The sequence below is a fragment of the Evansella cellulosilytica DSM 2522 genome, from assembly GCF_000177235.2.
GTDB classification, from domain to species: Bacteria; Bacillota; Bacilli; order Bacillales; family Salisediminibacteriaceae; genus Evansella; species Evansella cellulosilytica.
The window spans coordinates 3,824,164-3,836,776 of the sequence record NC_014829.1 but is presented as its reverse complement, the minus strand read 5'-3'; the positions used below and the strand labels follow the sequence as shown (position 1 = coordinate 3,836,776).

8 protein-coding genes are annotated in these 12,613 nt (G+C 39.1%); all 8 read left to right on the top strand.

The window, feature by feature from the left end; genetic code table 11:
- The first annotated feature begins 39 nt into the window (after nucleotides 1–39).
- The 8 genes from BCELL_RS17750 to hprK all read left to right on the top strand — a co-directional run bounded on the left by BCELL_RS17750 (nucleotide 40) and on the right by hprK (nucleotide 12,606).
- Entirely contained in the window at nucleotides 40–1,509 is a 1,470-nt protein-coding gene (locus BCELL_RS17750; RefSeq protein ID WP_013490153.1) for a S41 family peptidase, read from the top strand.
- A gap of 581 nt (nucleotides 1,510–2,090) precedes the next feature.
- Entirely contained in the window at nucleotides 2,091–3,917 is a 1,827-nt protein-coding gene (locus BCELL_RS17745; RefSeq protein ID WP_013490152.1) for a PDZ domain-containing protein, read from the top strand.
- 426 nt (nucleotides 3,918–4,343) lie between these two features.
- A complete protein-coding gene (gene uvrB / locus BCELL_RS17740) occupies nucleotides 4,344–6,332 on the top strand; it encodes an excinuclease ABC subunit UvrB (protein ID WP_041809160.1) in 1,989 nt (662 codons plus the stop codon).
- A 5-nt stretch (nucleotides 6,333–6,337) separates the two neighbouring features.
- Nucleotides 6,338–9,217, top strand: a complete 2,880-nt coding sequence (gene uvrA, locus BCELL_RS17735; RefSeq protein ID WP_013490150.1) for an excinuclease ABC subunit UvrA — start codon at nucleotides 6,338–6,340, stop codon at nucleotides 9,215–9,217.
- Nucleotides 9,218–9,600: 383 nt separating this feature from the next.
- On the top strand, nucleotides 9,601–10,704 hold the full coding sequence (locus tag BCELL_RS17730) for a DUF4097 family beta strand repeat-containing protein (RefSeq protein ID WP_013490149.1): 1,104 nt from the start codon (nucleotides 9,601–9,603) through the stop codon (nucleotides 10,702–10,704).
- Between the two features lie 79 nt (nucleotides 10,705–10,783).
- Nucleotides 10,784–10,981, top strand: coding sequence for a PspC domain-containing protein (locus BCELL_RS17725; protein WP_013490148.1), 198 nt, complete (start codon nucleotides 10,784–10,786; stop codon nucleotides 10,979–10,981).
- On the top strand, nucleotides 10,981–11,337 hold the full coding sequence (locus BCELL_RS17720) for a phage holin family protein (RefSeq protein ID WP_013490147.1): 357 nt from the start codon (nucleotides 10,981–10,983) through the stop codon (nucleotides 11,335–11,337). The genes BCELL_RS17725 and BCELL_RS17720 overlap by 1 nt, the downstream gene beginning before the upstream one ends.
- Before the next feature lie 330 nt (nucleotides 11,338–11,667).
- Nucleotides 11,668–12,606 (top strand): HPr(Ser) kinase/phosphatase, encoded by a 939-nt coding sequence (gene hprK / locus BCELL_RS17715; RefSeq protein WP_013490146.1) that lies wholly within the window; start codon nucleotides 11,668–11,670, stop codon nucleotides 12,604–12,606.
- The last annotated feature ends 7 nt before the right edge of the window (nucleotides 12,607–12,613 follow it).

Below are 12,613 nucleotides of genomic sequence, written 5' to 3'. Positions count from 1 at the left end.
GAATAAAAATACGATAAGAGGCTTAAATGAGGTGGGACAATGGAAGTCAAAAAATCACTAATAGCAGTAATGATCGGACTATCTTTAGTTCTAGGTTCAGGGATTACGTTTGCGGGCATGCAAATAGCAGAGGTAAGGTCGTCTGAGTCAGTTGATAGTATGGATGAAGAGGCGGTTGCCGTAAATGGTGAGTTAGAAGATGGACTAAAAGAACTAGAATATATAGAGAAATTCAGTAAAGCCTTTGATATTATTTTAAATAGTTATTATGAAGAAGTAGAGGGAAATGATTTGTTGGAGGGTGCTATCTCCGGGATGCTCGATTCGCTAGGTGATCCGTATTCAGTCTATATGGATCAAGAAACAGCGCAAGAGTTTATGGAATCGTTAGACTCCTCTTTTGAAGGCATTGGAGCAGAAGTAAGTATGAGTGATGGCCGAGTTACTATTATGGTCCCATTTCGTGACTCTCCTGCAGAGAGGGCTGGCTTGCGTACGAATGACCAAATCTTAAAGGTCGATGGTGAAAGTGTCGAAGGTCTTGCATTGTATGATGCTGTTCTAAAAATACGCGGTGAAAAAGGGACAACTGTTACATTAACGATAGAAAGACCTGGTGTTTCTGAGCCATTTGATGTAGATATCATTCGTGATACTATTCCTATTGAGACAGTATATAGTGATATAATTGAGGAAAATGGTCAAACGATTGGTGTCATCGAGATCACGTCTTTCTCTCAAAACACGGCTGTCCGTTTCGGTGAAGAGCTAAGTAATTTAGAATCACAAGGAATAGATGGTTTAATCATTGACGTTCGTGACAATCCAGGGGGACTTTTACAAGTGGTCGAGTCAATTGGTAGTATGGTTATTCCTGGTGGTGAACCAGTGCTTCAAATCGAAGATCGTGCTGGGGAAAAAGGTCGCCGTCTTTCTAGCTTAGATGAGACGAAGCCATACCCAATTGTGGGTTTAATTAACGAGGGAAGCGCTTCTGCATCAGAGATTTTAGCAGCTGCACTAAATGAGGCTGGTAACTATGAATTAGTTGGGCAAACAACCTTCGGTAAAGGTACTGTTCAACAAACGTTAGATGTAGGCGATGGAAGTGAAATTAAATTGACTTTATTTAAATGGTTAACTTCCGCTGGAAACTTCATTAATGAAGAAGGTGTAGCGCCGACAATCGAAGTGGAACAGCCTGAGTTTTTCTATGTGTCACCGATTAACACAGACGAAGATTTACAGTTAGACATGAATAATAGTCACATTGCTACTGCACAAGTGATTCTAAAAGGATTAGGATATGACCCACAACGTTCTGACGGATACTTTAGTAAAGAAATGGAAGAAGCAGTCCGACAATTCCAAGCTGATATGGGTATAGAAGTGACAGGGGTTATCGATAGTGAAACTGCAGACCAATTGCAGCAGGAAGTCATAAATGCCATTCAAAGCAGAGAACACGACAACCAATTTAAAAAAGCAGTAGAAATTTTAACACAATAAGGATAGGGAGACTCACTAGGTTGCTTAATGCCTAAGGAGTCTCTTTTTTTTGTATGTATATTGAAGGTGAGAGAAATGAACCCGGGTTCAAGGCAACCCGGGTTCAAAGTTCTCACCTTCAAAACGAGAGAAAACAAGAGAATAAGCGAGCCTGAAGGTGAGGGAAACGAACCCGGGTTCAAGGTAACCCGGGTTCAAAACTCTCACCTTCAAACCGAGAGAAAACAAGAGAAAGAGCGAGCCTGAAGGTGAGGGAAATGAACCCGGGTTCGAGGTAACCCGGGTTCAAAACTCTCACCTTCAAAACGAAAGCATCAATATCCTCGATGAGTCAGGGCAATTGCTCTTTCATAATTGACGTGCTATGAATGTAGCTATTGATCGCTACTAAAAACGCTATTTTTTACATAGCAATTACTACTATAATGATGTCACGATTAGGTCATATTCAAAGCAAAAGTATATAATAAGGAAGAAAAAGTTCTTTTCTTTTTGTATAATTGATTTACAATGATTATATAGGAAACATTTCAGATCACTATATAGAACAAAACACAACGATAGATAAAGGGGGATTTTTTTTGGATGTCATTGGGATAGAGTTATTAAAAGCTTTTGGACGAATGTGGCTACACCCGCTTCCATACTTATTTGTATTATTGGCTCTATGGTTCGGTTATTCAAGGGTGAAGCGTGAAAGAAAAAACTTTCATACGAGAATATACGATGTCGTCCATGAATTATTTTTCCCCATTGCTATTGGTTTAAGCTTTGGACTTATACTATCTATTATTTTTCCAATAGTAGGACTAGAAATACCAATTGGCATGATGGTATTACTTCTCTCACTATGGATTATTGTATTGCCATTCAGAAGTTTTAAGTATTTAAGTATGACGTTTGTTGCTAGTATTGCTTTACTCATCTCCTTTTTCTTGCCAGAAGGTGGGACAGGCATTTCATTACTAAATGATTGGCTCTCTGAAATTAAAGCAATGGATATGGTCGGATTTGCATGGTTTATTGCTGTACTGTTTTTAGCAGAATCACTGCTAATTTTTGTACACGGATGGAAGAAAACATATGCAAGGCTTACTTTAAGTAAACGCGGAAAAACGATAGGGAACCACGAGGCGAAAAGGTTATGGCCAGTTCCAATCTTATTTCTTTTTCCAGTAGGGAACCTAGCGTTTGAAGGCTGGTGGCCATTGTTTGATTCTATTAGTACAACGGGGCAAGGATTAATGTTTCTACCATTTATATTAGGTTTTCAAATGTCCGTTCAATCTAGCTATTCAAAGGATGCAGTCAAACATGTTGGGAAGAGATTAATCCTCTTAAGTATTCTTTTACTTGCTCTTGCAGGAGTAGCAACCTTTATTCCGCTATTCGTGTATGCAGTTGCTATTGTTGGTATCTTAGGTAGGGAAATCATCTATATCATGCACCATACACGTGACAAACACCGAACAGGTCTTTTTACTTCTCGGGAAAAGGGTCTAACAGTACTCGGAGTTTTACCACATTCAACAGCTGAAAAAATGGGAATCGAAGTAGGCGAAGTAATCTTAAAGGTAAATGGCTGGGAAGTATATTCTCAAAGAGATTTATATGAAGCGCTTCAGGAAAATTCAGCCTTTTGTAAAATACAAGTCGTTGACCGATCAGGGGAGCTTCGATTTGCTCAATCGTCTTTATATGAGGGGGATCACCATCATATAGGCCTATTATTTATTCCTGATGGAGAAATGGTAAACCTTTCGAGGCGTGCCCTTCGTTCATCTGTCGTGATACACCATGACCGCAATGGTGGGAAAAATTTAAAGCAACAAGTCAATGATGATGAAGATATCTTCGAATATGACACGTCTGCATCTGAGGAAGCGTCCGCTTCAACTATACAAGCACATCCTGACGTGCTAGAAGAAAACAGCCAAGAAGATGTGATTGAGAAAAGTGCAGTACAAGCATATGAAGATGCTGAACAAGATGAAGCAACCGTGACGAATGACCTTGAACGTGAAGGACATGAAATGGAAAATAACGTGGATGTTGAGAGCGATATAGAAGACACTACTGTAACAATTGAAGAAGATCATGATTATGCTGGTGAAGCTGCGGCAACGAGCGATGAAATCATAGAGGAATCTAATACAATAGAAGATCCAAATGATCGGAATGAAGCGACTCAAGCAATAGAAGGAAGCGCAGAAGAAGACGCCCATAACAGCGAAGAAACTACTGAAGAAGATGAACAAGAAGTTAAGTCAAACGACGAAGAAAAACTAAACAAAGAAGATAACGATGTACTCCCTTATGGACAAGCGGCAGGACTTTCCGCCTTTTACGAAGAGTTTCGAACAGCTTCAAAGGAAAAGAAAAAGTGGGGAAAAAACTTTAAAAAATAATAGTAAGGTGAAGTGGATAAATGTTCACTTCATCTTTTTATGTACAAAGAGAAGAAATTTGCGGTGGCATTGATGCCACGCGTAGTAGCGAGAAGAGCGGTACTACATTAAAGACATGTGGCATCATTTCTTCACCGCATCTTAAAAAAACTAATAAGCGAGCTTCACCAAGACCGATTTAGTTTTCTTAAAAAAACAGAGAATATATGTTCGTATTTGTTTTTTTATATGTTATAATGTTACAAGAATTGTAAAGAATGATATAGATAGGTCAAAATAAGAAAATTTAGCTTATTTTTCCTAATGCTTCATCGTTGCATTTTACGCTTATTTTAGTGATGATTAAGAATAGTTCACAATGTATGTAATGATACGTCTTCTATAAAAAATTACAACTTCAAGGAGGAAGTTCCGATGTCAGAAGAAATGACAACTGGATTCGAACTCGTGTCAAAGTATGAGCCACAAGGAGATCAACCGCAGGCAATAAAGGAGCTTGTGGAAGGCATAAATGAGGGAAAAAAGTTTCAAACGTTACTTGGGGCAACAGGTACAGGTAAAACATTCACGATTTCAAATGTCATAAAGGAAGTTAAAAAACCGACCTTAGTTATTGCCCACAATAAAACGTTAGCTGGACAGCTATATAGTGAGTTTAAAGAATTTTTCCCAAACAATGCCGTTGAATACTTCGTTAGCTACTACGACTACTACCAGCCAGAAGCATATATCCCACATTCAGACACGTATATTGAAAAAGACGCAAGTATAAACGATGAGATAGATAAACTAAGACACTCTGCTACAAGTTCATTATTTGAAAGAAAAGACGTGATTATCGTCGCGAGTGTATCTTGTATATATGGTTTAGGGTCACCTACGGAATATAGTGAGCTTGTCGTTTCTTTAAGAGTTGGAATGGAAAAAGAACGCAATCAACTATTACGTAATTTAGTAGATATACAATATGAAAGAAATGATATTAATTTCACGAGGGGGACATTTCGTGTTCGAGGCGATGTTGTAGAAATATTCCCAGCATCAAGAGACGAGCATTGTTTACGAATTGAGTTTTTTGGGGATGAAATTGATAGAATCACGGAAGTTGACGCACTTACTGGTGAAATATTAGGGGAAAGAAACCACGCAGCTATTTTTCCAGCTTCTCACTTCGTTACGAGAGAAGAGAAGTTAAAAAAAGCAATGGTAAGAATCGAACAAGAGCTTGAAGAAACGTTAAAGGAAATGAATGAAAAAGGAAAGCTATTAGAAGCACAGCGTCTCGAACAGCGGACGCGCTACGACTTAGAAATGATGCAAGAAATGGGGTACTGCTCTGGAATTGAGAACTACTCAAGGCATTTAACATTCCGTGAAGCTGGTGCAACACCGTACACGTTGCTCGATTACTTTCCTGAGGATTTCTTAATTGTTGTCGATGAATCCCACGTTACATTACCACAAGTCCGTGGTATGTATAATGGTGACCAAGCGAGAAAGGGAGTACTTGTTGATCATGGATTCCGTCTCCCATCAGCAAAGGATAACCGCCCATTAAAGTTTGAGGAATTTGAAAAGCACATTCATCAAACTATATTCGTTTCGGCGACACCTGGGCCGTATGAGCTTGATATATGTCCAAAAATGGTAGAGCAAATTATACGTCCTACTGGTTTACTTGATCCTACGGTTGATGTACGGCCAATTGAAGGGCAAATAGATGATTTAATAGAGGAAATTCGCTTAAGAAAAGAACGAAACGAACGTGTATTAGTGACAACCTTAACGAAAAAAATGTCTGAAGACTTAACGGACTACTTAAAGGAAGTTGGCATTTCCGTTCGTTATCTGCACTCAGATATTAAGACATTAGAAAGAATTCAAATAATAAGAGAGTTAAGATTAGGGCACTTTGATGTGCTCGTTGGTATTAACTTATTAAGAGAAGGACTCGACATTCCAGAGGTGTCTCTTGTTGCTATATTAGATGCAGATAAGGAAGGCTTTTTACGTGCAGAGCGATCGCTTATCCAAACGATGGGTCGAGCGGCGCGTAATGCAAATGGGCACGTGATTATGTATGCCGATAAAATAACGAAGTCGATGGACATTGCAATAGGAGAAACGAAACGCCGTCGCGAAATCCAGAAGGAATTTAACGAGAAGCACGGTATTACGCCACAGACGATTCAGAAGGCAGTACCACAGCTTATCCAAGCTACTTACGCTGCAGAGGCTGATGAAGCCTATGAAGTAAAAGAAGTAGCAGCACCAAAGCAGAAGCTAAGTAAAAAAGAACGTGAAAAAGTGATAGAAAGAATGGAAATGGAGATGAAGGATGCAGCGAAAAACCTCAATTTTGAGAGAGCGGCTGAGCTGCGTGATGTCATCATTGAATTGAAAGCGGAAGGGTGACATGAATGGCACTAGAGAATATTGTTGTAAAGGGTGCAAGATCTCATAACTTAAAAAATATAGATGTAACAATTCCAAGAAACAAGCTAGTAGTATTAACAGGGTTATCAGGATCAGGAAAATCATCATTGGCCTTTGATACGATTTATGCTGAAGGACAAAGACGTTACGTCGAATCATTGTCCGCATATGCACGTCAGTTTTTAGGGCAAATGGACAAGCCAGATGTTGATGCGATAGAAGGATTATCTCCAGCGATCTCCATTGACCAAAAGACGACGAGTAGAAATCCGAGGTCAACGGTAGGGACAGTTACAGAAATTTATGATTATTTAAGACTCCTTTTTGCCCGTGTTGGAAGACCAATTTGTCCGACACATGGGGTTGAAATTACGTCACAGACGATCCAGCATATGGTTGATCGCATGATGAACTACCCGGAAAGAACGAAAATGCAAATACTTGCCCCGATCGTATCCGGTCGTAAAGGAACACACGTAAAAGTACTCGAGGACATGAAAAAGCAAGGCTTTGTTCGTATTCGTGTGAACGGTGAGATGCGTGAGGTTGCTGAGGATATCGAGCTGGAGAAAAATAAGAAGCATAATATTGAAGTTGTTATTGATAGAATTGTCATAAAAGCAGGCATCGAGTCTCGTCTAGCAGATTCTTTAGAAACTGCGCTAGCGCTTGCCGATGGTAGAGTCATTGTTGATGTGATTGGCGAGGAAGAGCTTTTATTTAGTCAAAAGCACTCTTGCCCTCACTGTGGTTTCTCCATTGGCGAGTTAGAACCACGTATGTTTTCATTTAATAGTCCGTTCGGTGCTTGTCAATCGTGTGACGGACTAGGCTCAAAGCTAGAAGTAGATCTCGATTTAGTCATTCCCGATTGGGCTCGTTCATTGAATGAACATGCTGTAGCAGCTTGGGAGCCAACAAGCTCACAATATTACCCACAGCTACTGTCGAGTGTATGTGACCATTTCGGTATCGATATGGATGCACCACTTGAACAACTACCGAAGCATCAAGTGGATAAAATTTTATTCGGTAGTGGGAACGAAAAAGTATATTTCCGCTATGAAAATGAATTCGGAAATGTTCGTGAAAAAGAGATCTATTTTGAAGGTGTCGTCCAAAACATAGAACGGCGTTATCATGAAACGAGTTCTGATTACATTAGAGAACAAATGGAAGGCTACATGGCGCAAAAACCTTGTCCAACATGTAAAGGAAATCGTCTTCGCAAAGAAACGCTTGCTGTTAAAGTGAGTGATAAGCATATTGGTGAAATAACACACCTATCGATTAAAGATGCAAAAGATTTTTTCTCCAGCCTCGAGCTATCAGAGAAAGAAATGACGATTGCCAAAATGATTTTACGAGAAATAGATGAAAGATTAGGTTTTTTAATCAACGTGGGACTAGATTATTTATCACTCTCTCGTTCGGCTGGGACATTATCAGGTGGAGAGGCCCAACGTATTCGATTAGCAACACAAATAGGGTCGTCGCTCATGGGTGTCTTATATATTTTGGACGAACCGTCAATCGGATTACATCAGCGTGATAATACAAGACTTATTCACACATTGGAGAAAATGCGTGACTTAGGGAATACGTTAATTGTCGTTGAACACGATGAGGATACAATGTTGGCCGCAGACCACCTTATTGATATCGGACCAGGTGCAGGTGTTCACGGTGGTATGGTTACTGCTGAAGGGACACCGGAAGAGATATGTAATAATGAAGGGTCTTTAACGGGACAATTTTTATCAGGTAAACGATTTATCCCGCTTCCAGTAGAGCGCCGCAAACCAGACGGGCGCAAATTATCTATAAAAGGAGCAAAAGAAAACAATTTAAAAGGCACGAATGTAGATATTCCTTTAGGTGTCATGGTGGCAGTTACAGGTGTTTCTGGATCAGGAAAAAGTACGTTAATTAACGATATTTTATATAAATCTCTTGCCCAAAAGCTAACAACTGCGAAGGATAAGCCTGGTGATCATAAAAAAATTGAAGGAATTGAACTACTAGAAAAGGTAGTTGATATCGACCAATCACCAATAGGGCGTACCCCACGATCAAATCCTGCTACTTACACAGGTGTATTTGATCAAATTCGTGACGTGTATGCGATGACGAATGAAGCGAAGGTTCGTGGCTATAAAAAAGGTCGATTTAGCTTTAACGTTAAAGGTGGTAGATGTGAAGCGTGTCGCGGTGACGGGATTATCAAAATAGAAATGCACTTTTTACCAGATGTATACGTTCCATGTGAAGAGTGCCACGGTAAACGTTATAATCGTGAAACGTTAGAAGTAAAATACAAAGGAAAAACAATTGCAGATGTTTTGGATATGACCGTAGAAGATGCGCTGCAATTTTTTGAGAATATTCCTCGCATACAAAGGCGTATCGAAACATTGTATGACGTTGGTCTCGGCTATATGAAGCTAGGTCAGCCTGCGACGACGCTATCTGGTGGAGAAGCACAAAGAGTGAAGCTCGCATCTCAACTACATCGTCGCTCTACAGGGAAAACGCTATATATTTTAGATGAGCCAACGACCGGACTCCATGTAGCTGATATTGAAAGATTATTAAAGGTGCTGCAGCGTCTCGTCGAAAATGGCGATACAGTACTAGTAATTGAGCACAATTTAGACGTTATCAAAACGGTCGATCACATTATAGATTTAGGACCTGAAGGTGGAGATAAAGGTGGTCAGCTCGTCGCTCAAGGAACACCTGAAAAGGTTGCAGAAGTAAAGGGCTCTTACACAGGAGAATATTTAAAGCCAATATTGGAACGAGAGCGTAAACGAATGGAAGAGTTATTAAAGGAAAAAGAAAAGGTTGCAACGATGAAATAAATAGATAACCATACGAGGAGGGGGACTCAAAGCTTTAGTTTTTGAGTCCCCTCCTTTTAACTATAGTACAAAGAGGGTATGAAATATATATAGGGTTGGTCGAGCTAAGAGCCTTCATGTCAGTTGGAAATTTACCTGATAAAGAAGAATGACAAAAAAATAAGCCTCCGGTCTTAGTCTAAAACGGTCTTGCGTCTGTATTCGTTTCATGTAAGAAAAGGTAAAGTTAAAGTAACGAAGAAATAGTGATTGTGAAACCTTCCATCATGCTTTGTCGTAATTAAAAATGTAAATACTAATACACATTACATGAGGCAATGTGGATATCACGATAACATCAATGGAAAAGACTAACACCTTAATTTTAAAGGAGGAATAGATGTATGCAAGAAGAACGTAAAATGATATTAAAAATGATCGAGGATGGGAAAATTACAGCTGAAGAAGGACTGCAATTACTTAATGCGTTAAAAGAAGGGAAAGAAAATAGTACAACTGCTGCAGAAGAAAAAACGACAGAGCAACTTTCCAAGGATGTTGATTGGGAAAACTCACAAAACAATTACTACGAGAAAACATCGAAAAAGAGCTCTTTTGCTAATCGTTTCAGCGAATTTATAGAAGAAGCGGTTCAAAAAATTAAAGAGTTTGACTTAGACTTTAACTTTGGATCATCTGTTGAAATCCAGCATATATTCCAGCACAAAGGAGAAAATGTAAGGAACGTAGATGTTCATTTGGAAAATGGAAGCATTACATTCCGTCCGTGGGAGGAAGAGGATATTAGAGTAGAGTGTAATGTGAAAGTGTATAAAGTGCATGATAACGATGAAGCGCGTAAGTTTTTCCTTGATGAGGTAAATTTCGATGTTTCCAACGAAAGACTTCGTTTCGAATCAAATCGGAAGACAATGAAAATCAATACTGTCATCTATGTTCCTAAAGAAAACTTAGAGAAAGTAAAGCTTTATACTTTTAACGGAAAAGTTGACGGGGAAACTGTTCAAAGTGAAAAATTTGAAGCGCAAACGGTAAATGGCCGTATCAACTTTGATGAAGTAGATGCAAAGGACGTTCGTTTTGAAACGGTAAACGGTACAATCTCTATTAGTAAGCTTAATATGGAACACACAGATGCGAAAACAGTCAATGGGACGATGTCGTTGAATGTTGTAAAAGGGAAGCTTGATGCAGAAACGTTAAATGGTACGGTTCACTATACGTTGTTAGAGCCTACTAATAGCAGAGCCTACATTAAAACAACGACAGGTAGTGTTAACGTCATCGTACCAGAAGAAGTGAAAACGGAAGGCGAGTTGAAAACGACAGTTGGCGGAATCCACTGCGATTTAGATCACTTAAGCATTATCGAGGAGAAAAAGGAATTCGCTAGTAAGAAAATGTCATTTTTAGCAAACAAAGAAGGAGAAAATGCATTTTACGTGGAAGTAGAAGCGACAACTGGTTCGATTACGGTGAAGCATTAATTACCTTGCCTCTAAAAGGGTAACTTGACACTAATCGTCGACAGAGTAGGAGATAGAAACGAGAAAGGAGCGTGGTCGTATGAAGCGTTTATATAGAACTGTTAGCGACCGAAGAATAGCTGGCGTTTGTGGTGGAATCGGACATTACTTTAATATTGATCCAACAATGGTAAGAATAATTGCATTAGTTCTGATGATCCCATTTGCGATTTTTCCAGTTGTGCTCGCTTATTTTATTGCGACGATCATTATCCCAAATGAAACGGACGTTATATAATGGGCTGGATCATACAGCTCATGGTCAACGCTATCGTACTTCTCATTATCGCTCACTTTTTTAATGGTATTGAGATAGCTGGATTCGCTTTTGCTATATTGGCAAGTTTCATTTTGGCGCTGATCAATATAACTGTAAAACCAATTCTAATTCTATTTACGTTACCTATTACGATTTTAACGTTAGGCTTGTTTATGATTGTGATTAATGCGATTGGTTTAATGTTAACGTCCTTTATTATGGGAAATAGCTTTATCATAGAAAGCTTTAGTATAGCTATTATTACAGCGGTACTATTTGGGCTATTGAATAGTATGATTCACTCATTCTTAGTGGATCCAGTAACAAAAAGATAAAGGTTAGGCCGAATGATGGCTTAGCCTTTTTTAAATGAAATGAAAGTATATATTTGGCGGTGGTACGATCTTAGCACACAGTAAAAGGAATTGGCGGCCCCGCACATTGCTTGAATAGCCAAAAATATACTTTTTCTTATAATCAACACATTCCTTTCATACCCCTAGTCGCATTTAAAAAATAAATATAGTATGATGGAAAACATAAGAGGAAAATCACTATTTTTCCTTGAAAGGCATGGAAATGCTAAAACTAAACATCATTATTTAATCATTACATTCCTTTTCAAGTGCAACAAAGAGGTTTCACATTAAGGAGGTTATTCAAGCATGGTAAAAGTAACAGTGCAGGATTTAGTGAAAGAATTTAAATTGGAACTACTTAACAATGAAGAAGACGTTGCATTTCGACCAATTACAACGAGTGATTTATCTCGTCCTGGTATGGAGATGGCTGGTTTTTTTACGTATTATCCAGCGAAGCGAATTCAATTACTTGGAAAAACAGAAATGACGTTTTTCTCTCAGCTAACGCCTGAAGAGCAGGAGGATAGAGTAGAAAGATTATGTACATATGACACGCCTGGAATCGTTTTATCAAGAGGAATGGAGGCGCCAGAGAAGCTCGTTGAGGCAGCTAATAAAATGGGGGTTCCTGTGCTCCGTTCAGAAATGACAACGACTCGCCTTAGTTCCCAGTTAACGAACTATTTAGAAAGTCAGTTAGCACCAATGACTGCGATGCATGGTGTACTTGTTGATATTTACGGTATTGGTGTGATGATTACTGGCTCCAGCGGCGTTGGTAAAAGTGAAACTGCACTGGACCTCGTGCGGCGTGGTCATAGATTAGTTGCAGATGATTCTGTTGAGATACGCCAAGAGCATGAAGGGGCACTCGTCGGACGAGCACCTGAACTAATTAGACATCTATTAGAAATTCGTGGTCTAGGCATTATCAATGTGATGACGTTATTTGGAGCAGGATCTGTTCGTAACTTCAAGCGTATCGGTTTAGCCATTCATCTTGAATTATGGGATCAAAAAAAGCAGTATGATAGATTAGGACTAGACGAAGATACGATTAAGATTTTTGACACTGATTTACCGAAAATGACGGTACCAGTTCGCCCTGGTCGTAACCTTGCAGTTATTATTGAAGTAGCAGCCATGAATTTTAGGTTAAAACGAATGGGGATTAACGCAGCACAACAATTCTCTGATCAGTTAACAAATGTGATTGAAGAAGGAGACAAAGACGATTTTTAATTTAAAC

Excerpts from the sequence above, each read along its gene's own strand:
- BCELL_RS17750 (WP_013490153.1), top strand. The coding sequence starts at position 40 with ATGGAAGTCAAAAAATCACTAATAGCAGTAATGATCGGACTATCTTTA.
- uvrB (WP_041809160.1), top strand. The coding sequence starts at position 4,344 with ATGACAACTGGATTCGAACTCGTGTCAAAGTATGAGCCACAAGGAGAT.
- uvrA (WP_013490150.1), top strand. The coding sequence starts at position 6,338 with ATGGCACTAGAGAATATTGTTGTAAAGGGTGCAAGATCTCATAACTTA.
- BCELL_RS17730 (WP_013490149.1), top strand. The coding sequence starts at position 9,601 with ATGCAAGAAGAACGTAAAATGATATTAAAAATGATCGAGGATGGGAAA.
- BCELL_RS17725 (WP_013490148.1), top strand. The coding sequence starts at position 10,784 with ATGAAGCGTTTATATAGAACTGTTAGCGACCGAAGAATAGCTGGCGTT.
- BCELL_RS17720 (WP_013490147.1), top strand. The coding sequence starts at position 10,981 with ATGGGCTGGATCATACAGCTCATGGTCAACGCTATCGTACTTCTCATT.
- hprK (WP_013490146.1), top strand. The coding sequence starts at position 11,668 with ATGGTAAAAGTAACAGTGCAGGATTTAGTGAAAGAATTTAAATTGGAA.